Source organism: Marinilactibacillus kalidii (genome assembly GCF_017599325.1).
GTDB classification, from domain to species: Bacteria; Bacillota; Bacilli; order Lactobacillales; family Carnobacteriaceae_A; genus Marinilactibacillus; species Marinilactibacillus kalidii.
Genome location: NZ_JAGFVM010000013.1, coordinates 12,525 through 35,659, shown reverse-complemented (window position 1 = coordinate 35,659; position 23,135 = coordinate 12,525). Strand labels below are relative to the sequence as shown.

Genomic DNA, 23,135 nt, shown 5'->3' with positions numbered 1-23,135 from the left:
TAAACTAAATAATGATACGGAGGTGACCAAATGACTACTCTTTTTATCTCAGTAGCCTTCGCTATCGTTACTTTAATCATCGGAATCTTCATAGGAGCTTATTTAAATAAAAGAAGCTTTGAAAAAAGACTTGCTGATTCAAGAAAAACAGCGGAAAATATAGTAGAAGATGCTAATAAAGAAGCTGAAACCTTGAAAAAAGAAGCGTTGTTAGAGGCCAAAGAGGAAATCCATTCTTATCGAACAGAAGTAGAATGGGAGCTAAAAGAAAGACGTTCTGAAGTAGCACGTCAAGAAAATCGTTTGGATCAGAGAGAAGATAATCTTGAACGAAAAGGGAACACAATTGACAAAAGAGAAAGTTCTTTACAAAGCAGAGAAGATCGCTTAACTAGCCGTCAAAAAGCACTAGAAGAGCTAGAGCAATCTGCCGAAGACTTGATTGCTGAACAGCAAGAAAAACTTCAATCGATCGCGGCATTGTCTCAAGAAGAAGCAAAATCAATTGTATTATCTCAAACCGAAAAAGACTTGTCTCGTGAGTTAGCAGTAATGGTCAAACAATATGAAGACAAAGCTAAATCAGAAGCTGATCGAAGAGCTAAAAACTTAATTACTCAAGCCATACAGCGTTCTGCAGCAGATAAAGTTACCGAGACAACAGTGAGTGTGATCCACTTACCAAATGACGACATGAAAGGTCGTATTATTGGTAGAGAAGGAAGAAATATTCGCACGTTGGAAAGTCTGACAGGTATGGATCTTATCATCGATGATACGCCGGAAGCAGTTGTATTAAGTGGATTTGACCCTATACGTCGAGAAACAGCAAAAATGGCTCTTGAAAAATTGATTTCAGACGGACGCATCCATCCAGGTCGAATCGAGGAAGCAGTTGAAAAATCTCGAAAAGAAATGGATGAGCGAATCAGAGAAATCGGAGAAGAAGCTATTTTCGATTTAGGTATTCACTCTATACATCCAGATTTTATAAAAATTATCGGGCGCCTGCACTTTAGAACAAGCTATGGTCAAAATGTTTTGAATCATTCAATCGAAGTGGCCAAAATTGCTGGTGTTATGGCAGCAGAACTTGGAGAAGATGTTCAGTTAGCTAAACGTGCTGGATTATTGCACGATATTGGTAAAGCATTAGATAGCGAAGTAGAAGGATCTCACGTTGAGATTGGTGCACAATTAGCAATGAAATATCAAGAAAGTGAAACGGTTATTAATGCGATCGCTTCCCATCATGGCGATGTTGAAGCAAGCTCGATTATTGCAGTATTGGTAGAAGCAGCAGATTCAATTTCTGCAGCAAGACCCGGTGCAAGAAGCGAGTCTCTTGAAAATTATCTTCAACGTTTAGAAAATCTCGAAAGAATTTCTAACGGATTTGAAGGAGTTAAAGAAAGCTATGCTATTCAAGCTGGTAGAGAAGTTCGTATTATCGTTAGACCGGATCAACTAGATGATAGTATGTCTGCAAAATTGGCACGAAGTGTACGGAAGCAAATCGAAGAAGATATGGACTATCCTGGACACATTAAAGTAACGGTCATTCGCGAAACGAGAGCCGTTGAATATGCTAAATAATGAACCATTGAATAGATAATCTTTAAAAGGACAGCGAAAGCTGTTCTTTTTTTTGATTGCTATTGAAAAATAATAACGTTGACTTCAAAATAACATAAAAGTAATGAAGTAGATTTCACTTTGATTTTGACCAATGAAAACTGGTAAAATAAGAGGTACCGAATGGAGAAGAGGAAGTTAAATGAAAATATTATTTATTGGTGATGTTGTCGGTTCGATGGGACGAGAAATGGTCCAAGAATACTTACCGAAGTTAAAAGCGAAATACAAACCTCAAGCGACGATTTTGAACGGAGAGAACGCAGCAGGTGGAAGAGGCATTACAGAGAAAATTTATAAAGAATTTTTGCAATGTGGTGTAGATGCTGTAACGATGGGAAATCATACTTGGGATAAACAAGAAATCGTTGACTTCATTGACGATGCTAAGAAATTGATTCGCCCTGCAAATTATCCGAATCTCTCGCGTGTGCCGGGAAAAGGAATCGTTTATATAAAAATCAACCAACAAGAATTAGCGGTTATTAATTTACACGGCAGAGTATTCATGGGAGATTTGGAAGATCCATTTAAGATCGGTATGGAACTAGTAGAAGAGGCCAGAAAAAGAACGCCACATATTTTTATAGATTTTCATGCTGAAGTAACAAGTGAAAAAGAAGCAATGGGCTGGTATATGGATGGTAAAGCATCGGCAGTAGTAGGGACACATACACATGTTCAGACAAATGATAACCGTATATTACCCTCTGGGACTGGATACATGTCTGACGCTGGGATGACGGGATTCTACGATGGTGTTTTAGGAATGAAAAGAGAAGCGATTATTGAAAAATTTCTGACGCAAATGCCTAATCGATTTGAAGTGCCCGAAACTGGTCGTAAGAAATTAAATGGCTGTTTCATCGAATTAGATGATACAACTGGTAAGACAAAATCAATCAAGCCGATTAGAATTGACGAAGATACACCATTTTTCAACTAATAGGTAAGCAAATATGCTTATAGAAATAATAGAGAGGTGAGGTAAATGCCTCAAAAGACAAAACATACACCGATGATGGAGCAATACTTAAACATAAAAAAGCAATACCCAGACGTCTATTTATTTTATCGTTTGGGTGATTTCTACGAATTGTTCTTTGATGATGCCGTAGAAGTAGCTCAAATGCTAGAGTTAACATTGACGAGTAGAAATAAAAACGCTGAAGACAAAATCCCGATGTGCGGTGTACCGCATCATTCAGCGCAAAGATACATTGATGCACTCATTGAAAGAGGGCATAAAGTAGCGATATGTGAGCAAGTAGAAGATGCTAAGCTGGCAAAAGGAATGGTCAAGCGAGAAGTTGTACAGGTCATCACACCGGGAACAGTAATGAACGCTGCTTCAGTGGATGCTAAAGAAAATAATTATATTGCAGCTGTATTGAAAATGGAACAGTTTCATACGTTAGCTTATGCAGATCTTACGACAGGTGAGTTAAAAGTAACCAAACTTGGTTCTCCTGAAGAAGTGAAGACTGAATTACAGTCATTGAAAATCAAAGAAGTGCTGTTTGAGAAAGAGGAAGAGCCTTCTTTGATAGAACGACTAGAATCAGACCTTGAAATCGTTGTTTCTAAAATCTCTAAAGAAATTCAAGTAGCAGGCGCATTAACTGATTTGAAATCCCAATGTGAGGATACTGACGTTCACCAAGTATTAGATTTATTGCTTACGTATTTAGCACAAACGCAAATGAGAAGTCTCGATCACTTGCAACCGGCTCAACAATACGAAACATCTCATTATATGATTTATGGTCAGGAAGCTCGTCGTAATCTGGAGCTCTCTACTTCTTTAAGAGATGGTACAAAAAAAGGAACGTTATTGTGGTTACTAGATGAAACGAAAACAGCAATGGGTGGACGTTTGCTCAGGAACTGGCTTGAAAAGCCACTGATCACGAAATCCGCTATTGAAAATCGCTTGAATATTGTTCAAGTATTAATGGACCACTTCTTTGAACGAACAGATTTAACCGATACATTAACGAATGTTTATGATCTTGAACGGTTAGCTGGAAGGGTAGCTTTTGGGACTGTCAATGCGAGAGATCTGGTTCAGTTAAAAAATTCTTTGATACAGATACCTAAGCTTGTCCAAATTATTCAGACAATGAATGCTGGAAATGAATGGACCCAATTACTTGATCAATTAGATCCAGTTGAAGAAATAGCTAATTTGATCGAGACAGCTATAGAAGATGAACCACCATTATCTATCACAGATGGTGAGATCATCAAATTAGGCTATCAAGCACAATTGGATGAATATAAAGATGCGATGATTAATGGTAAAAAATGGATTGCCAATATGGAAGCTGAAGAACGCGCACATACAGGTATCAAGAATTTAAAAATCGGGTTCAATAAAGTGTTCGGTTATTACATCGAAGTGACACGTTCTAATGTAGATAAAATTGATGAACAAAGATATCAGAGAAAGCAAACGCTAACGAACGCTGAACGCTATAGCACTCCAGAATTAAAAGAAAAAGAAGCGCTAATATTAGAAGCAGAAGAAAAATCGAAAGCACTCGAATACGAGTTGTTCTCTGATATTCGCGAACAAGTGAAAGCTGAAATCAAAAGACTTCAAAAGCTTGCCAAAATCGTTGCTCAGATTGACTGTTTGCAATCATTTGCCTATGTTAGTGAAACGTATGGTTACGTGAGACCAGAATTTAATACCGATTCTCAAGACATTTTAATCAAAGAAGGTAGACATCCAGTTGTTGAGAAAGTCATGAAAGAACAAGTTTATGTGCCGAATGATATTTCTCTTGAAGGTGACACGGATATACTCTTGATTACTGGACCGAATATGTCTGGTAAGAGTACCTACATGCGTCAATTAGCATTAACAGTCATTATGGCTCAAATGGGTTGTTATGTACCGGGAGAGTATGCGAAATTGCCGATTTTTGATAGAATCTTTACGAGAATTGGGGCAATGGATGACTTGATTGGTGGACAAAGTACATTCATGGTAGAAATGATGGAAACCAATCATGCGATGACATATGCAACAAGTAAAAGTTTGCTTTTATTCGATGAAATCGGTCGAGGAACCGCAACCTATGATGGGATGGCTTTAGCTGAAGCCATCATTGAGCATGTTCATGATGAGATTGGTGCAAAGACATTATTTTCTACGCACTATCACGAATTGACGGTATTAGAAGATCGATTAGATAAATTGAAAAATATTCATGTAGGTGCGGTAGAAGAAGATGGGAATCTCGTTTTCCTTCATAAAATGCTCCAAGGACCAGCTGATAAAAGTTACGGTGTACAAGTAGCGAAATTAGCCGGCTTACCGGAAATATTGATCGACAGAGCATCTGGTATACTGTCAGAGCTAGAGCAAAAACAAGAAGGGCTATTTGAAGCTTCAGATAGACTAACTGCTCAGAGACAAGAAAAACCAATAGCACAACCATCATTAGCAAATACAACGACAGCATCTGAAAAAGTAGATGAGCAACTTTCTTTGTTTGTATCTGAAACTTCTGAAAAGGAAAGTAACGTTATCGGCGCATTAAAAGAGACGAACATCATGAATTTGACGCCTCTTCAGGCAATGACTTTATTGAATGAGTTACAAGAAAAACTAAAATAAAATGTGGGCTTTTGTAAAGAGAGGAATGAATAAAGTGAGTCATATTCAGATAATGTCTTCTACATTGGCGAATCAAATAGCAGCTGGTGAGGTCATTGAGCGTCCAGCTTCAGTAGTAAAAGAACTTGTAGAGAACGCCATTGATGCCAAAAGTACTAAAATCGATATTTATGTCGAAGAGGCTGGGTTAAAATCAATTCAAGTCACGGATGATGGAGAAGGGATTCGCTCAGAAGAAGTGCTTAAAGCTTTTGAGCGGCACGCTACGAGCAAACTTATATCCAATGAAGATTTATTTCGAATTCGAACACTTGGGTTTAGGGGAGAAGCTTTGCCTAGTATCGCTTCTGTTTCAGAAATAACCATTGAAACATCCCAACAAAATAGTGCTGGAAAACGAATGCTTTTAAGAGCTGGAGAATTGATTGAAGAAAGTGCTTCAGCTTCTAGAAGAGGTACGATGATAAAAGTCGAACAACTCTTTTTTAATACACCAGCTAGATTGAAATATGTCAAAACATTAAAAACTGAGCTCGCGCATATCAGTGATACGATCAATCGAATTGCACTCTCGCATCCCGAAATTAGCTTTAGACTGTTCAGCGATCAAAATCTTCTCGTGAAAACTGTTGGAAATGGTGATGTTAGACAGGCTATTGCTGGCGTTTACGGTGTTGAAGCTGCAAAAAAAATGAAACCTATTCATGCGAAAAACTTTGATTACGAAGTAGCGGGTTACATCTCTTTACCCGAGTTAACAAGAGCTAGTAAATCTTATATGACATTGATCGTCAATGGTCGGCATATTAAAAACTATGCATTGGCACAAGCAATTGTTGATGGGTATTCTTCTAAGTTAATGGTCGGTAGATTTCCTATAGCTGTTATCAACATCAATATGGATCCGCTCTTACTAGATGTAAATGTTCACCCAACTAAGCAACAAGTCAGAATCAGTAATGAAAAAGAGTTAAGTCAACTGATTAAACAAGCAGTTAGTGAACTAATGGAATCCCAGCAAAGAATTCCAAATGCTATGGGCAATATTTACGCCAGTAAAAAAAGACAGTCAACTGAAAAAATAGAGCAAACTGCTTTTGATTGGCAATCGCGGACAACAAATAATGAGCAAGTTCAAAATGAAGAAATTAACTGGGGAGCTGAACCCTTACCGCAATCAACGGTGTCTCATCGTTATGAGGAAACTGAGAAAACGAGTATGCATGAAAAGGAAGCTGTCCAAGAGGAAAATCTTGATGATCAATTATCGGAGACCATTCATGAGACAGCTCAACCAATGTTTTCAGAGGGCAATCATTTAAAAGAATCGCCTCTCAAAACAGCTAACCGCGTATTGAAAGAAGAGCGATCAAATAGAACCTTCCCTCAATTAGAGTATGTGGGGCAAATGCATGGAACCTACTTATTTGCTCAAAATGAAGAGGGGCTTTATATTATTGACCAGCATGCTGCCCAAGAACGTATCAAGTATGAGTATTATAGGAAAGAAATCGAAAGTGATGGGACCGTACAGCAAGAACTTTTAGTGCCTATCGTTTTGGAATACCCTTCAAGTGATGCGATAACGATACAAGAGCATGCTGATAAGCTTTTAAAAGCTGGTATTGAATTAGAAGAGTTTGGTCAAAATACGTTTCTTGTCCGACGTCATCCGTCATGGTTCAAAGCTGGTCAAGAGGAATCAATCGTTAAAGAAATGATTGATTTCCTGTTAGATAAAAATGAACTATCCACTGCTAAATTTCGAGAAGCTACCGCTATTATGATGAGCTGCAAACGTTCCATAAAAGCCAATCACTACCTAAATGCCAATGAAGCAAGAGTGTTGATTGAAGACTTAAAAGAAACAGAAAATCCCTATAATTGTCCTCATGGAAGACCAGTACTAGTAAAAATGACTAATCAAGATATGGAAAAAATGTTTAAAAGAATTCAAGATCCTCACTAACAAAGAATAAGCTGATTATCTTTAATTTTACCCAATATATTGGTACAATATAGGGTAACAGGAGGGGATAGCAAGATGGCAAAACAATATTCAGATGAAGAACTAAAACAGCGTTTGACGAGAGAACAATATGAAGTGACGCAAAACAGTGCCACTGAAAGAGCCTTTACCGGTGAATACGATGATTTTTATGAAGATGGTATCTTTGTAGATGTTGTTAGCGGTGAACCCTTATTTTCTTCCAACGACAAATATGATGCTGGTTGCGGTTGGCCTTCATTTTCAAAACCAATCCAAAAACGTGGTGTAAAAGAACTAAGAGATGCTACCCATGGTATGGAACGAACAGAAGTAAGAAGTAGTGAAGCGGATTCTCATCTTGGACATGTATTTACAGATGGTATACCCGAACAAGGTGGACTGCGTTATTGTATTAACTCAGCAGCGATGAAATTTATCCCTGTAACAAAACTAAAAGAAGAAGGATACGAAGCGTATCTACCTGAATTTAACGCATAAGAGAAAAGATTCCCAGCCCTTAGGAAACTTTATGGGCTGGGTATTTCTATGCTACAATGGTAGAGAATTCAGCTGAAAAGGGGAACTGATGTGTACGAATACATAAAAGGGAAAATCACTCATATTTATCCAAGTTATTTGGTTATTGAAACCAATGGTATTGGTTACCATGTGTTGATGGCTAATCCGTTTAGATATACGGATTATCATAATCATGAAGTTCAAATTTATTTATATCAGAATGTTTCGCAAGATGATATTAATTTATTTGGATTTAAAACACATGAAGAAAAAGGATTGTTTTTGAAATTGATCAATGTATCGGGCATCGGGCCAAAAAGCGCACTGGCTATTTTGGCTAATGAAAACCATAGAGGTTTGATACAAGCAATTGAGCAGGAAGACGTAAAATTTTTACAGAAGTTTCCTGGTGTCGGTAAAAAAACAGCCTCTCAAATCGTTTTGGACTTGAAAGGTAAATTATCCGAGCTAAGTATCGATCAATTTACAGGTCAATTATCTGAAGAATTGACATTCGAAGAAGACCAAGGTAATTTATCCTTACAAGAAGCTACTGAAGCTTTGATGGCACTAGGTTACGCAAAAAGGGATGTTTTGAAAGTTAAGAAAGCTTTAGAAAAGCTTGATAAGACATCAACAGATACGTATATTCGAGAAGGTTTAAAATTAATGATGAAATAAAATGGATAGAAGAGAAGAGGAGGTGGAACAATGGAAGGTGAAGACCGATTGATGTCCGACGAACTATTGAGTGCTTCAGAACACTCGCTAGAAAAATCATTACGTCCTCAATATTTCAACCAGTATATTGGCCAAGACAAAATCAAGCAAGAGTTAATGATTTATATTGAAGCAGCAAAAAATAGGGAAGAAGCATTAGATCATGTACTTTTGTACGGCCCTCCAGGTTTAGGGAAAACGACGATGGCGATGGTGATTGCGAATGAAATGAGTGCGACTATTCGGACAACGAGTGGACCGGCAATTGAAAAGCCAGGAGACCTCGTAGCATTATTAAATGACTTGGAGCCAGGTGGTATTTTATTTATCGATGAAATACATCGTCTTCCAAGAGTCGTAGAAGAAATGTTATACTCTGCAATGGAAGATTATTATATTGATATCATCATTGGACAAGGTGAGACTGCCCATCCAGTACATTTTCCACTGCCACCATTTACTTTGATTGGTGCAACGACTCGTGCAGGCACCTTATCCGCACCACTACGAGATCGATTTGGAATCTTATCTCACATGGAATACTATGAAGAGAAGGATTTAAAGGAAATCGTAGAACGGACAGCAGATGTGTTAAATACACAAACCGATGAAACGGGCGCTATTGAATTAGCTAGAAGATCCAGAGGAACCCCGAGAATTGCCAATCGATTACTTAAAAGAGTAAGAGATTATGCAGAAGTTGTAGGTGAAGGTGTGGTTACAGAACAAATCGCCTCTAAAGCGCTAGATTTGCTTAGAGTTGACAGTAACGGACTTGATACTGTAGATCAGAAATTGATGAAAACGATGATCACGCTATATAATGGCGGTCCTGTTGGACTGAATACCTTATCCGCTAATATTGGTGAGGAAATGGAAACGATTGAAGATATGGTCGAACCATACTTGCTAAAGGAAGGCTTTATACAACGAACGCCCCGTGGAAGGATTGCTACAGCAAAAGCGTATGAACATTTTGATATACCCATGAATCATTCATAATAAAAAGCAACAAAAGGAGAGAAAACCGTGGTACTAGTTACAGAAGATTTTGATTTCGAACTACCAGAAGAACTGATTGCGCAAACACCATTGGAGAATCGATCTTCATCGAAAATGATGGTACTTTCAGTATCAGATCAAACAATGAAAAATCAAAATTTTGAGCAGATTCTTGATGAATTGAATGCGGGCGACGCATTAGTCATGAATAATACAAGAGTCCTACCCGCCAGACTCTATGGGGAAAAGGAAGAAACGGGTGGACATATTGAATTGCTTTTATTAAAAAATACCGAAGGCGATCAATGGGAAACACTAGCTAAGCCAGCGAAAAAAGCAAAAGTAGGGACCAAAATCATTTTTGGAGACGGTCGTTTAATCGCAACCGTTAAAGAAGTGTTAGAACATGGTGGAAGAATCGTGGAATTTTCTTACGAAGGCATATTTTTAGAAACGTTAGAGTCTTTAGGCGAAATGCCGCTACCACCTTACATTAAAGAACGTCTAGAAGACCCCGACAGATATCAAACCGTTTACGCCAAAGAAAATGGGTCTGCTGCTGCACCGACTGCAGGATTGCATTTTACGGAAGAAATTTTGGAAAAAGTAGAAGCAAAAGGTGTTAAGATCGTCTTTTTGACTTTACATGTTGGATTAGGAACATTCCGTCCAGTAAATGTCGATAATTTAGAAGAGCACAAAATGCATGAAGAATTTTATCAGTTGTCAGCTGAATCGGCTGAAACGTTAAATGAGATCCATGACAAGGGTGGAAAGATCGTAGCTGTAGGTACGACTTCAATCAGAACCTTGGAAACGATCGGAACAAAATTTGATGGAAGATTAGAAGCTGACAGTGGATGGACGGATATATTCATCTCACCTGGCTACGAGTTTAAAGTAGTCGATGCCTTCTTAACCAATTTCCACTTACCAAAATCTACCTTGATCATGTTAGTTAGTGCATTTGCTGGTAGGGAATTTGTACTTAAAGCATACAATCATGCAGTAGAGGAGCGGTACCGTTTCTTTAGTTTCGGAGACGCAATGTTCTTGAAAAAATAAATAAAATTAAAAGAAATTGAGGGTTACAATGATAGATCATCCAATAAAGTATCATTTAGAAAAAAAAGAGAAACATACTGGTGCAAGACTAGGGAAAATTGAAACACCCCATGGAACATTTGAAACGCCCATGTTTATGCCTGTTGGAACACTAGCGAGTGTAAAGACGATTGCACCGGAAGAACTAGAAGAAATGGGTGCGGGTATTATTTTGAGTAATACTTATCATCTTTGGTTGCGTCCAGGAGAAGATATTGTAGAAGAAGCTGGCGGATTACATGAATTCATGCAATGGGATAAAGGAATTTTGACAGATTCTGGAGGCTTTCAAGTATTTTCCCTATCTGATATGAGAGATATTAAAGAAGAAGGTGTTCATTTTAGGAGCCATTTAGACGGGTCTAAGTTGTTCCTTTCACCTGAAAAAGCAATTCAAATCCAAAATAGTCTTGGTTCAGATATTATGATGAGTTTTGACGAGTGTCCACCTTTCGATGAAAGCTATGACTATGTTAAAAAGTCAGTAGAAAGAACATCTAGATGGGCGGAAAGAGGCTTGCAGGCTCACCAAAATTACGATCGCCAGGGATTATTTGGTATCGTGCAAGGTGCTGGATTTGAAGATCTAAGAAAGCAATCCGCTAAAGATCTTGTCAGTATGGACTTCTCGGGGTATTCCATTGGCGGGCTTTCAGTTGGAGAACCTAAAAAAGAAATGTACCGCGTCTTGGACTTTACTACACCACTTCTTCCGGAAAATAAACCACGTTACTTAATGGGTGTGGGTACACCGGATGCTTTAATCGAAGGGGTTATGAGAGGGGTCGATATGTTTGATTGTGTATTGCCTACCCGTATTGCTCGTAATGGAACGACGATGACGAGTAAAGGTCGTGTAGTGATCAAAAATGCGCAATATGCTAGAGACTTTGGTCCTTTAGATGATAAATGTGATTGTTATACTTGTCGAAACTATTCAAGAGCATATATCCGTCATTTGATTAAATCAGATGAAACTTTCGGTTTGCGTTTGACTAGCTATCATAATCTTTATTTCCTACTCGATTTAATGAAGAAAGTACGTCAGGCGATTAGAGAAGATAACCTTCTGGAATTTAAAGAGAGCTTTTTCGAAGAGTACGGATATAATAAGCCAGATGCTAAAAACTTTTAAATGCATCCAAACTTAGGTAGCATTCGCTTACAAAATCTGATAAGGTAATAGGTGTCTTAAAATCTTAAATTTTTTAAAAAGATTGAAAATCAGATGAAGAGTATTTTGCAGTTAAGCAAAAGCCTTTGACACAGAAATGAATAATGGAGGAAACAATATGGAAGCAATAACTGGATTAGTTGGATCGATTTTACCGTTTATTTTAATTATCGGGGTTGCGTATTTCTTAATGGTAAGACCGCAACAAAAAAGAGCAAAAGAAGCTCAAAATATGCTGAATTCATTGCAAAAAGGGGATTCTGTAGTAACGATTGGTGGCCTTCATGGGGTAATTGACGAAGTGAATAATGAAGGTAAAACAGTTGTCCTTGATTGCGAAGGAATTTATTTAACATTTGAACGTCGCGCAATTGCTCGTATCGTGACGAAAGTAGATAGTACACAAACAACTACACCGGAAGAATTAGGAACAAACACACCAGATTCTACTGACGAAGAAGTACTATAAAGTGATTGGCTAGTAGCGAAGGAGGTGCCTTTTGGAAGCTCAAACACAGACCTTTATGAACTACGAGGTTTGGCTGAAAATGAAGCAAGAGCAATTTTCAAAGAATGGTTATGATCAAGTCACGATCGAAGATCTTTGGAAATATTGTCTCACCTTTTTGTGGAAAAACTTTCGTCCAGAAAGGTACCATGAAGAAGTTAAAGCGATCATGGATATTGAATTAAATGATTATTTCAATTATGCTTCATTAGAAGCACAAGTTTATAATGTAACTTCATTAGAAGATATGGATTTTAATGATATATTAGGGTCGTAATAGCTAAAGGCAGAGAATGTTAATTCATTCTCTGCCTTTTTTGTCTGAAATGAGCGGAGTCGTAACATAATTGTACAAATCCTCTGCCAACTGTATTCAAATTTCTAGTATAATGAGTTAGAAGATTCTTATACATTTTTTGGTAGATTAGTTCAGTATGGATAAAAACACGTAGTATCAGACGTGCGTCAAATGGGTCATGTAAATGAGGTGAGTCTATGAAATACGGTATTTTGACATTTGATGAACCTGAAAGAAATACTTCAAGGAAAATTATTCATATCGATATGGATGCATTTTATGCTTCGGTTGAAGTGAGAGAAAATCCTTCATTGAGAGGTAAACCGGTAATTATCGCTAGACACCCTAAAGAAAATGGGGGAAGAGGCGTCGTTGCTACTGCTAGTTATGAAGCGAGAAAATTTGGTATCCATTCTGCAATGAGTGCGCAAAAAGCATATGAATTATGTCCAGAAGGCATATTCGTGTCGGGCAATTTTGAATTATACCGATCTATTTCAGAAGAAATCAGAGCGATTTTTAAACGATACACAGATTTGATTCAACCACTCTCACTTGATGAAGCCTATCTTGATATCACAGAAAATAAGATCAATTTGAACAGTGCTACGTTGATTGCAAGGAAAATTCAAAAAGATATCTATCGTGAGCTGGCGTTGACCTGTTCGGCGGGTGTTTCTTATAATAAATTTCTTGCAAAACTAGCATCCGATTTTAAAAAGCCTTCTGGAATTACGGTTATACCACCTGACGATGCGCATGACTTTCTTACAAGTTTACCCATTGAAAAATATTATGGTGTTGGAAAAAAGTCAGTTGAAAAAATGCATGCACTTGAAATTTATAAAGGTCAAGATCTTTATGAACGTTCTGAAATGGATCTAGTCACTCACTTTGGTAAAATGGGTCATTCTCTTTACCGGAAAGTTAGAGGTATTGATGATAGTCCTGTCGTAGCAGATCGCACGCGTAAATCTGTTGGAAAAGAAAGGACATTCTTAGATGATTTGAATTCAGAAGAAGAAGTAACGCAATCATTGCGTCAACTGGCTAACCAGACATTTGCTTCTTTAAAGAAGCATCAGAAACATGGAAAGACGGTTGTTTTAAAGATAAGGTACAATGACTTTAGCACTTTGACTCGAAGAAAAACATTTCCAAATTATATTGTAGATGCAGAGGAATTATTTGTTTCTGCTTTACGAATATTTGAAGAAGAAGGATCACTGGCTAAAGGTATCAGATTACTTGGGATCACAGTAACAAGCTTAGATCCTGTTTTATTTGAAAATATTCCTTTACAGCTCTGGACGAAACAACAAGATAATCAAGCAAAGGAAGCTGAGAATGGCGACTAAACACGAGCAAATTCTTAATTTTATTGAATCGATTCCCATTGGTGATAAACTATCGGTCAGGCTCATTGCCAAGTCACTTAACGTTAGTGAAGGAACAGCTTACCGAGCAATCAAAGAAGCAGAAAATACCGGGTTAGTCACGACGATTCAAAGAGTAGGGACAATAAGAATTGAGGCAAAGAGCGAACAAAATATTGAAAATCTAACTTTCGAAGAAATTTTAAAAATAATCGATGGCGAATTGTTGGGTGGGAAAAACGGCTTAACGAAGACGCTCAATAAATTTATCATCGGTGCGATGACAGAAGAAGCTATGTTGCGCTACATCACAGATGAATCGCTCATGATCATTGGAAATAGAGAATCTGCTCAGAGGTTATCGCTTGAAAATGGTGCTGCAGTATTGATAACAGGAGGTTTCAGAGCGGATCAGGAGATTATTGATCTATCAAATGAATTATCTCTTCCAGTCATGACGACTTCTTATGATACCTTTACCGTTGGTTCGATGATTAATCGTGCAATGACAGATCAATTGATAAAAAAAGAAATCATGATGATTGAGTCAGTCTATACTAGACTTGAGCACACACAATTTCTGAAAACTGATGATACAGTCTATGATTATCGAATAGCCAACCAGGAAAGTCAACATACACGCTACCCAGTTGTTGGGTATAACGACCGATTAGTGGGGATTGTTACAGCGAAAGATATTATTGGAGAAGAGGATAGCGTTCTTATCAAAAAGGTGATGACCAAAGATCCAGCATTTACTACAAATCACATGAGTGTAGCTAGCGTGGCGCATACAATGATTTGGGATGGATTAGAAGTTATGCCAGTCGTGTCAGATGAAATGAAGCTTTTAGGCGTCGTTTCTAGACAAGATATCATGAAAGCAATGCAATCTCAACAACGCCAGCCACAAACAGGTGAAACAATAGCCGATCAAATCAATCAGTCGATCAAAGAAAAAAATACAGAAGAATATTTATTCAATGTTAGTCCACAAATGACGAATGGATTAGGAACGATTTCATTTGGTGTGTTAAGTGAAATTGTTACTGAATCAGCTTACTTAAAGCTTTCCAAACAAAATAAACGTAATTTAGTAGTAGAGCAAGTTCAATTACATTACCTGAACTTAATCCAACTTGGCAATACATTAACGATAAAACCGACCGTTTTTGATAGAAGTAGACGGTCTGCTAGACTGGATATAGAAGTGTATTCGGAGAACGGATTAGCCGCTAAAGCGATCGTTGTTTGTCAATTGCTACAAAAAAAATAATAATCTAATTACCGGAAGGGAAATAAAATGACTTTGCAGACAGTGAATACAAAAGACAATACCTTAAAACGAGATATACTGGATACGATTAAAAAATGGGATACGATTATCATTCATCGTCACCAAAGACCTGATCCAGATGCTATTGGATCCCAATGTGGTCTAGCCGAGATCATCAAAGCTAGTTTTCCAGACAAGCAAGTGTATACAGCTGGATCCGACAATGATAGTTTAGCATTTTTACAAAAAATGAAGCAGCCAGAGAAGGAAGTATACGAAAAAGCCTTAGTGATTGTGACGGATACCGCCAATGTGAAGCGAATCGATGGTGAACATTTTGAGCTTGCTAAAGAATGGATCAAAATCGATCATCATCCTAAAGACGATTCATACGGAGATATTGAATGGGTAAACACAGCAGCCAGTAGTTGTAGTGAAATGATCGCAGATTTATGGATAACATTTAAAGATGAGTTAACAATGTCAGATGAAGCTGCGCGTTTACTATATGCAGGAATCGTCGGCGATACTAATCGCTTTTTATATCAAGCGACTTCAAGTTACACGATGCAAATTAGTGCAGCGTTAATGACCTTCTCCTTTTCACATACGGCTTTAAATAACCGCATGAATGTTATCAAGCCACCAGTAGCGAAGTTGATGGGGTATGTTTTAGATAAATTCTCAATCAATGACCATGGTGTGGGTCATATCATTTTGACACAAGAAACATTGTCTAAAATGGGGATTGAAGATAAAGACACGAATGGTATCGTTTCACTTCCTGGTTCAATTGAAGGGGTACTATCTTGGGGAATATTTGTCGAACAAGTGGAAGGACACTATCGCTGTCGATTACGCTCAAAAGGACCTGTAATCAATGAAATCGCTAAAAATCATGATGGCGGTGGTCATCCGCTTGCCAGTGGTGCGAATGCGATGAATCAAGAAGAAGTTGAAGTGATTTTAGCTGAAATAACAGATGCTGCAAGAAACTGGGTTCCAGAAGAAGAGAATTAAACTCCTACTAGAGGCGGATGTATGTAAGAGGGGTAATCGGTATGATGTAATTGGAAAAGTCTCTATAAAGTTTGGTAGAAGATGTGCTGAAATCTTTACACATCATGACGTCCAATAAAGATATTGAGGTAAAAATCATGAAAAACCAACAATTTAAAGAACGAATAAAAAATACTTTGCGCTCCTTTTGGATTTGGCTTAAACCAGTACTAGCCAAATTAATGGTTCGGCTACGCCGTACTTGGAAAAAGTATCATTTAACCAAAAGTTTGATACTCTTTGCATTGACCATTGCGTTAGTATTTAGTATCTATCTCGCCTACTTAGCGAAAACCGCTAACGTTAATGCTTTAAGAGCAGGTCTTGAACAGACCACAACGATCATTGATAATCAAGGGGAAGAAGCGGGTACCCTATACGATCAAAAAGGGACTTTCGTTGAATTGGATCTTATTTCTACGAATATTCAAGATGCGGTCACGTCCACTGAAGATCAACGCTTTTACGAACACCGTGGATACGATATTCGCGGTATTGGTCGTGCTGGAGTGAAATTCTTAACCAGCGGTAGAATTTCCGGTGGGGGAAGTACGATCACACAACAATTAGCGAAAAATGCTTATCTCTCAGCTGATCAGACCCTAATTAGAAAATTAAGGGAACTCTTCCTCGCGATTGAAATTGAAAAACATTACAGTAAAGAAAATATTTTAGAGATGTATTTAAATAATGCTTACTTTGGAAACGGCGTTTGGGGAGTCGAAGATGCTGCCCATAAGTATTTCAATAAGACAGCTGCACAGTTAAATGTAGCAGAATCTGCTACGCTCGCCGCTATGTTAAAAGCGCCTTCTAATTATAATCCGATTGATCATTATGATCGCGCAATCGAAAGACGAAATGTTGTTCTCAGTTTAATGGTTGATAATGAAAAACTTTCAACCGAAGAAGCACAAGCAATCAGTCAAACAGACTTAACATTAGTTGATGGCTTTGATGATGAAGACGGTTATCGCTATCCTTATTATTTTGATGCTGTCACAAATGAAGCTGTATATAAGTATGGTATTGAAGAAGAAGATCTTTTGAACAATGGCTATACGATTTATACTTCTTTAAATCAGACCTATCAACAACAGATGGATAAAACTTATGAGAATAGTGCACTCTTTAATGATGCAGCTGACGGAACGGTTGTGCAAAGTGCTTCAATTGCAATCGATCCGAAAACGGGTGGCGTAAATGCTGTTGTCGGTGGAAGAGGCGAATATACCTTTAGAGGGTTGAACAGAGCAACACAGATGAAAAGACAACCTGGATCAGTGATAAAACCACTTGGTGTATATGTTCCTGCATTGGAAAACGGCTTTGAGATCGATTCCATGCTTCAAGATGAACTAACCTCTTATGGGGAAACAAATTATCAACCAACGAACCTGTCGGGTACTTACGCAGGTGAGGTACCCATGTACGATGCACTGGCGAATAGTTTGAACGCGCCTGCAGTATGGTTATTGAACGAAGTAGGATTAACAAAAGGAATAAATAAGCTGAAAGACTTTGGCTTACCGGTCAGTGAGAAGGATAAGCATTTGGGGGCTGTAGCGCTCGGTGGGATGGACCAAGGAGTATCACCCATGCAAATTGGTAGTGCATATGCATCATTTGTAAATGAAGGGAAGCGAATTGATCCTTATTTCATTACGAAGATTGTCGATGCAACTGGGGCAGTAATTGTTGATAACACGAAGCCTAAGGAAAAACGCGTGATGTCTGAAAAAGTCGCTGAACAAATGAACCGTATGCTATTAAGTGTTTACTCATCTGGTACAGCGCGTAATAATCAACCTTCAGGCTATACTGTGGCTGGTAAGACCGGAACCACACAGACAACTAGTGGAACAGGTGCAACCGATCAGTGGATCGTAGGAATGACACCAGACATCGTGGTAACCAGTTGGATGGGATTCGATCAAACTACTGAAAATCATTATCTCAAAGAGGGAAGTTCTCAAGGGGTTGGAATGGTAATGAAATCTGAACTTGAGCATATCTTGCCTTATACGAGCCAAACAGCTTATGCTATAGAAGATGCAAATCAAGAAGTAGTAGACGCTGAAACGAATCAAGAACTAATGGAACAGGTGAATAAAGGAATCGAAGAAACAAAAGAAGTGATCCGTAAAGGTTCTTCCTATATTAAAGATGGGGCAGGAAAAGTTTTTGATTTTTTCAAAAATGCTGTTCGCTAAATTTGCTTGAATCTGAGGAGTTTTTGAGAAAGATGATTAATACTAGAATGGCAATCGGATTCATGATAAACTAAACGTAGAAAATAACTAGCAAATGTGCTAGTTATAAATGAAGGGATGAGAGTATGGCTGTCAATATTTACGACACTGCTAACCAATTAGAAAAAGAAATTAGAGAGACTGAACAATTTGTAACATTACAAGAAGCTTTCAAAGCCGTTCAAAACGATGAAGTAGCAAGTGAAATCTTCAATGAATTCAGAACAGTTCAACAAAACCTACAACAAAAACAAATGACTGGGCAAGAAATCACTGAAGAAGAAGCGCAACAAGCTCAGGAAATTTCTGGTAAAATCGGTGAAAATGAAACAATTTCTGGTTTACTTGAAGCTGAAAAACAAGTTGGTCAAATGATCGATGATATCAATCAAGTGGTCTTAAAACCAGTTCGTGAGCTATATCAATAAAAAAGAATCGATTCGATTCTAAAACAAGAGAGCTTACTATTAAGGTGAGCTCTTTTCGTTTGTAAGAAAAAGAACATACGTACCCAGTTAGTAACTGGAGATAGGAGGAGCATATGATTACATTTATACATGCGGCAGATTTACATTTGGATAGTCCATTTTCGGGGCTGAAAGACATACCGAATAATATTATTGAAGCCATCAAGACATCTACTTTTCAATCACTAGCTACCATCGTGCAAGCTGCTATACATAATCAAGTAGACTTTGTACTGTTTTCTGGAGATATTTATGATTTAGAAGACCGTAGTGTAAAAGCTCAAGTACAGTTTAAAAAAGAGATGGAGAGATTGGAACAAACCAATATACCTGTCTATATCATTCACGGTAATCATGACTTTATTGGTGATGAATCTCTGCACCTTGCGCTGCCTAATAATGTAACGGTATTTCGCACGACAGTCGAAACCGTTACGCTACAAACAAAAGGTGGGGAGTCGGTAGCAATCTCTGGTTTCAGTTATGGTAAGAGATGGGTCAATGAACGTATGATTACGCACTATCCTAAGAGAATGAAGGCTGTAGACTTTCATATCGGAATGCTTCATGGATTTCAAGAAGGACTGGCTAGTGAGCATGCGCACTATGCGCCTTTTACGATCAACGAACTAAGAGAAAAACAATATGATTATTGGGCACTCGGTCATATACACACTAGAAGTCAAGTAGCTGCACATCCCCCAGCATATTATCCAGGAAACATTCAAGGAAGAAACAAGAAAGAGACAGGAGAAAAGGGTTATTTACTTGTTGAACTGGTAAAAAATGGAGGAGAAACGGTTGATTTTCACTCAACTTCTCCTATCGTCTGGCGGAAGATTCATGTGGATGCTAAAGAAGCTCAAGATATGAATCAAATCTTTAACCATGTTCAGACAGCTTTGCCAGATTTGAAGGCTAGCAAAATAAATTACTTGATCACGCTTGAAATAGACGTTGGAGAAGGACTATCGGATCAACTAATCAAAAAACTTAGCCAAAGTCAGTTCATTGAAGCGCATCAACAAACTGCTCAAGATCGCTTTATCTGGATCACTAATCACAGAATCACTCGGATGCTAGAAGATGAAGAGACATTCGATTTGGCATCATTGTTTCCAGAAGCTTTTCAAATGGTCTTAAATGAGTTGGTAGAGGAAACACAATTCAATGAATTGACGAATGATTTTTTTGATCAATCTAAATTTGCTCGATTAATGACGGACCGCTCTTTGGCATACCGGGATGAAATGATCGAAATGGCTTTGTCCGAATTACAGCAGCACGCTAGCATAAAAGGAGCCAACCAGCATGAAGATTAAAACGTTAACGATATATGGCTATGGAAAGTGGGTCGACCAGACATTTGACTTTTCAACTGATTTCCATGTTGTTTTTGGAAAAAATGAAGCTGGTAAATCGACTATGATGTCTTTTATTCATAGTATTCTTTTCGGGTTTCCTACAAGACACAGTGCATTACTTAGGTACGAACCTAAAGATAGTAGCCGTTATGGAGGTAAAATACTGGTTGAAGATGAAAGATTTGGTCTGGTCAGTATAGAGAGAGTACAGGGGAAATCAACAGGAGATGTGACTGTTCTGCTAGAAGACGGCGCTACTGGAGGCGAAACGTTACTCAATACGATCGTTTATGGTGTAGACCGTAGTTTATATCAGTCTGTCTTTTCTTTCCATTTAAAAGGGATTGAAAAAGTGGAAGATATGACGAAGGAACAATTAAATCGATATTTTCTGAGTGCAGGTGCTTTAGGTACAGAGCAATTCTTGCAAAGAGCAGATATGTATAAGCAACAAGCCAATAAGCTCTATAAGCCAACAGGTCGAGTACCCGAAATCAATCAAGCGATTAAACAATTAGAAGAAAAACAGCGATCAATGGATAATACAAAGCAAAAGAATAAGGAATATCTTGATTTATTGCAACAAATTAATCTCTTAGAACAAAGCTTGGCCGAATTAGAAAAAACAACGGTAGCATTAAATAAACACTCACAAAATCTAAAACAACTAGATCAAAATTATGACATGATTGAAGAAATTACCGTGCTTGAAATGGAAATAGAACAATTAAACACCTCGAATCTTTCTGAAAACGGATTGTATGAGTTGGCTTCTTTGAACAAACAAATAGAAGACATCAGAATAACAATCAGAGATAATCAAGAAAGATTAAAAATCGTTGAACAGCAATACGAACCATCACAGAAATTGATTATGTATCAAGAGAACGAACAAGCCATTGATGCACTAGCTGTTCAAATGGGAACAATGGATGATTTGATCAGAGAACAACACTATAGTAAAAAAGAAGTTGAACGCTTAGAAGCTGAGAGAAACGAAAAAAGAGATCGCTTGAATTTAGAAAGAGCAGATAGCATTCCTAAAGCTTGGACAAAAGCGGATAAAGAAAATATTCAAGCATTACAACAGCTACAAGAACAAAAAGAACAAACTTACCATCAATTAAATGAAAAGCTTTCTACAATTGACTTTAAGAGAAGCTCACTTGATGAATCTATCGATATATTAGAAGCAGACTTATGGTCGAACGAAACATTTAGAAAAGAAGAAGAGTATCACGAAGCTAGATTTAAAAATCAAAATAAACCAAATAACTTTTTAATAGAAATGATATTTTTAGGTTTTTCGATAGTATTATTAGTGAGCCTTGCTACTTTTGATGTTCCTTTTGCCTTGCCCTTGAGTTTGGTCGCGCTACTGGTTGCTATGGGGAGCTGCTGGCACTTATGGGCTAAAATACGAGCACAGCAAGCTAGCTCTAATGAACATGCTACTTATGAAACCTATATCCAACAAAAAGAAATGAGAAGACAATGGCGTCAATATCTATTTAATAGTGATAAGTTAGAAGATGAAAAGCAGACAATTACCTTAGCCATCAATCAGGTTGAAGATGACCTTGAAGTGAATCAAACGGAATGGGAGACATTCAAGCAAGAAAAGTTGGTTAAACAATCTATTGCGCTAAATCAGGCATTCACTTTTGAAAGAGAAGTTTCGGAACTAATCGAAGTAGGTAAACAACTAGAAAAGGCTGAAGCTCAGTTAGAAGAATATGAGACAAAGATTGATCTGAAAACAGCTCAATTCGATAGTTTGAGTGAATTATTTGAAGAAGATGATGATGCTATTCAAAAGATTCAACTTTTTAAACGATTTTATAAAGAAGTTAAAGAAGAAAAAAATCAACTTCAACAATACATGATTGAAAGTCGGGAAGTTCGGCAAGATCTAAATCGACTGATTGAAAATGAAAAAACAACCTTGATGAAAAAACAAAGGCTTTTAAAAAATGCTGGTGCAGATTCGGAAGAAGTATTCAGACATTTGCATGGGTTATTGAAACAAAAAAACGAGAAAGTAGAAAGATTAAACGTACTAAAAGAACAATTGCCTGAAAATCACGAAATCTTTAAAACGAGTTCAAAAGAAGATCTTAATGCCCAGCAACAACAAGTAGAGCAAGAAATTTCTGATTCAATCAAAGAAACTAAACAGTTAACACAGAAAAAAATAGAGCTCGAAGTACAAGTAAAGCGATTGGAAGAAGGTGGGGAGTACACAGCCTTATTACAATCATTTGAAAATAAAAAAAGTGCCTTACAAGAACTTGTCAATCAATGGGTCACAAAAAAGCTGGCAGCACATATGATTGAACAAACCTTAAAGTATGCTAGAAAAGATCGCCTTCCACAAACAATTATTGATGCAGAAAAATATTTTGAGTATTTAACGCAAGGAAAGTATAGTAAAATAGTAGTAGATGACGAGGCTATTCAGGTATTAGACAGAGAGGGACAATATTTCGAAGCAAGTGAATTGTCTAGAGGAACTGCCGAACCATTATATGTTTCATTGAGACTTGCATTTATAAAAAATATTCAAGATACGATCAAACTACCTTTGTTGATTGATGATGGATTTGTTAATCTGGATTGGACGCGCAGAAGTAGAATGTATGAATTATTAAAAGAAATTAGTCAGACAACACAAGTGCTCTATTTCTCTTTCGATGAGCAGTCACTAGAAGGCGCTAAGAAAAGTCAGCAAACGATTTTAGGCAAGTAATAATGGGACTAATA

At 37.6% G+C, this 23,135-nt stretch carries 18 protein-coding genes; all 18 read left to right on the top strand.

Annotated features, from left to right (window positions below; all coding sequences use genetic code 11):
- The first annotated feature begins 30 nt into the window (after positions 1-30).
- The 18 genes from rny to J5J05_RS02505 all read left to right on the top strand — a co-directional run bounded on the left by rny (position 31) and on the right by J5J05_RS02505 (position 23,121).
- Positions 31-1,596, top strand: coding sequence for a ribonuclease Y (gene rny / locus J5J05_RS02590; protein WP_208559132.1), 1,566 nt, complete (start codon positions 31-33; stop codon positions 1,594-1,596).
- Between the two features lie 181 nt (positions 1,597-1,777).
- A complete protein-coding gene (locus J5J05_RS02585) occupies positions 1,778-2,581 on the top strand; it encodes a TIGR00282 family metallophosphoesterase (protein WP_208559131.1) in 804 nt (267 codons plus the stop codon).
- Between the two features lie 45 nt (positions 2,582-2,626).
- Positions 2,627-5,263, top strand: coding sequence for a DNA mismatch repair protein MutS (gene mutS, locus J5J05_RS02580; protein ID WP_208559130.1), 2,637 nt, complete (start codon positions 2,627-2,629; stop codon positions 5,261-5,263).
- Between the two features lie 34 nt (positions 5,264-5,297).
- Positions 5,298-7,232 (top strand): DNA mismatch repair endonuclease MutL, encoded by a 1,935-nt coding sequence (gene mutL / locus J5J05_RS02575; RefSeq protein ID WP_208559129.1) that lies wholly within the window; start codon positions 5,298-5,300, stop codon positions 7,230-7,232.
- A 75-nt stretch (positions 7,233-7,307) separates the two neighbouring features.
- Positions 7,308-7,751 carry a peptide-methionine (R)-S-oxide reductase MsrB gene (gene msrB, locus J5J05_RS02570; protein WP_208559128.1) on the top strand — a complete coding sequence of 148 codons (444 nt, stop codon included), beginning with the start codon at positions 7,308-7,310 and terminating at the stop codon, positions 7,749-7,751.
- A 90-nt stretch (positions 7,752-7,841) separates the two neighbouring features.
- Positions 7,842-8,453, top strand: a complete 612-nt coding sequence (ruvA, locus tag J5J05_RS02565; protein ID WP_208559127.1) for a Holliday junction branch migration protein RuvA — start codon at positions 7,842-7,844, stop codon at positions 8,451-8,453.
- A 30-nt stretch (positions 8,454-8,483) separates the two neighbouring features.
- Positions 8,484-9,494 (top strand): Holliday junction branch migration DNA helicase RuvB, encoded by a 1,011-nt coding sequence (ruvB, locus tag J5J05_RS02560; protein ID WP_208559126.1) that lies wholly within the window; start codon positions 8,484-8,486, stop codon positions 9,492-9,494.
- Between the two features lie 27 nt (positions 9,495-9,521).
- Positions 9,522-10,559: a tRNA preQ1(34) S-adenosylmethionine ribosyltransferase-isomerase QueA gene (gene queA / locus J5J05_RS02555; RefSeq protein WP_208559125.1), complete on the top strand. Its 1,038-nt coding sequence runs from the start codon at positions 9,522-9,524 to the stop codon at positions 10,557-10,559.
- Between the two features lie 28 nt (positions 10,560-10,587).
- Complete coding sequence (gene tgt / locus J5J05_RS02550; RefSeq protein WP_208559124.1) at positions 10,588-11,733, top strand: tRNA guanosine(34) transglycosylase Tgt; 1,146 nt, start codon at positions 10,588-10,590, stop codon at positions 11,731-11,733.
- A gap of 157 nt (positions 11,734-11,890) precedes the next feature.
- Complete coding sequence (gene yajC, locus J5J05_RS02545; protein WP_208559123.1) at positions 11,891-12,241, top strand: preprotein translocase subunit YajC; 351 nt, start codon at positions 11,891-11,893, stop codon at positions 12,239-12,241.
- A gap of 31 nt (positions 12,242-12,272) precedes the next feature.
- The gene (locus J5J05_RS02540; protein WP_244244583.1) at positions 12,273-12,557 is read left to right on the top strand and encodes a post-transcriptional regulator; all 285 of its coding nucleotides are present in this window, start codon (positions 12,273-12,275) and stop codon (positions 12,555-12,557) included.
- Positions 12,558-12,775: 218 nt separating this feature from the next.
- The gene (gene dinB / locus J5J05_RS02535) at positions 12,776-13,936 is read left to right on the top strand and encodes a DNA polymerase IV (protein ID WP_208559122.1); all 1,161 of its coding nucleotides are present in this window, start codon (positions 12,776-12,778) and stop codon (positions 13,934-13,936) included.
- On the top strand, positions 13,926-15,230 hold the full coding sequence (locus J5J05_RS02530) for a DRTGG domain-containing protein (protein ID WP_208559121.1): 1,305 nt from the start codon (positions 13,926-13,928) through the stop codon (positions 15,228-15,230). Before dinB ends, J5J05_RS02530 begins: the two co-directional genes overlap by 11 nt.
- 27 nt (positions 15,231-15,257) lie before the next feature.
- On the top strand, positions 15,258-16,250 hold the full coding sequence (locus tag J5J05_RS02525; RefSeq protein ID WP_208559120.1) for a DHH family phosphoesterase: 993 nt from the start codon (positions 15,258-15,260) through the stop codon (positions 16,248-16,250).
- A gap of 137 nt (positions 16,251-16,387) precedes the next feature.
- Positions 16,388-18,502 (top strand): PBP1A family penicillin-binding protein, encoded by a 2,115-nt coding sequence (locus J5J05_RS02520; protein WP_208559119.1) that lies wholly within the window; start codon positions 16,388-16,390, stop codon positions 18,500-18,502.
- 125 nt (positions 18,503-18,627) lie between these two features.
- A complete protein-coding gene (locus J5J05_RS02515) occupies positions 18,628-18,969 on the top strand; it encodes a YlbF/YmcA family competence regulator (protein ID WP_208559118.1) in 342 nt (113 codons plus the stop codon).
- Positions 18,970-19,082: 113 nt separating this feature from the next.
- The gene (locus J5J05_RS02510) at positions 19,083-20,330 is read left to right on the top strand and encodes a metallophosphoesterase family protein (protein WP_208559117.1); all 1,248 of its coding nucleotides are present in this window, start codon (positions 19,083-19,085) and stop codon (positions 20,328-20,330) included.
- Positions 20,320-23,121: an ATP-binding protein gene (locus tag J5J05_RS02505; RefSeq protein WP_208559116.1), complete on the top strand. Its 2,802-nt coding sequence runs from the start codon at positions 20,320-20,322 to the stop codon at positions 23,119-23,121. The genes J5J05_RS02510 and J5J05_RS02505 overlap by 11 nt, the downstream gene beginning before the upstream one ends.
- Positions 23,122-23,135: the final 14 nt, after the last annotated feature.

What these genes read in the sequence shown, in the direction of transcription:
- rny (WP_208559132.1), top strand. Translation starts at nt 31, where the DNA reads ATGACTACTCTTTTTATCTCAGTAGCCTTCGCTATCGTTACTTTAATC.
- J5J05_RS02585 (WP_208559131.1), top strand. Translation starts at nt 1,778, where the DNA reads ATGAAAATATTATTTATTGGTGATGTTGTCGGTTCGATGGGACGAGAA.
- mutS (WP_208559130.1), top strand. Translation starts at nt 2,627, where the DNA reads ATGCCTCAAAAGACAAAACATACACCGATGATGGAGCAATACTTAAAC.
- msrB (WP_208559128.1), top strand. Translation starts at nt 7,308, where the DNA reads ATGGCAAAACAATATTCAGATGAAGAACTAAAACAGCGTTTGACGAGA.
- ruvB (WP_208559126.1), top strand. Translation starts at nt 8,484, where the DNA reads ATGGAAGGTGAAGACCGATTGATGTCCGACGAACTATTGAGTGCTTCA.
- tgt (WP_208559124.1), top strand. Translation starts at nt 10,588, where the DNA reads ATGATAGATCATCCAATAAAGTATCATTTAGAAAAAAAAGAGAAACAT.
- yajC (WP_208559123.1), top strand. Translation starts at nt 11,891, where the DNA reads ATGGAAGCAATAACTGGATTAGTTGGATCGATTTTACCGTTTATTTTA.
- dinB (WP_208559122.1), top strand. Translation starts at nt 12,776, where the DNA reads ATGAAATACGGTATTTTGACATTTGATGAACCTGAAAGAAATACTTCA.
- J5J05_RS02530 (WP_208559121.1), top strand. Translation starts at nt 13,926, where the DNA reads ATGGCGACTAAACACGAGCAAATTCTTAATTTTATTGAATCGATTCCC.
- J5J05_RS02525 (WP_208559120.1), top strand. Translation starts at nt 15,258, where the DNA reads ATGACTTTGCAGACAGTGAATACAAAAGACAATACCTTAAAACGAGAT.
- J5J05_RS02520 (WP_208559119.1), top strand. Translation starts at nt 16,388, where the DNA reads ATGAAAAACCAACAATTTAAAGAACGAATAAAAAATACTTTGCGCTCC.
- J5J05_RS02515 (WP_208559118.1), top strand. Translation starts at nt 18,628, where the DNA reads ATGGCTGTCAATATTTACGACACTGCTAACCAATTAGAAAAAGAAATT.
- J5J05_RS02510 (WP_208559117.1), top strand. Translation starts at nt 19,083, where the DNA reads ATGATTACATTTATACATGCGGCAGATTTACATTTGGATAGTCCATTT.
- J5J05_RS02505 (WP_208559116.1), top strand. Translation starts at nt 20,320, where the DNA reads ATGAAGATTAAAACGTTAACGATATATGGCTATGGAAAGTGGGTCGAC.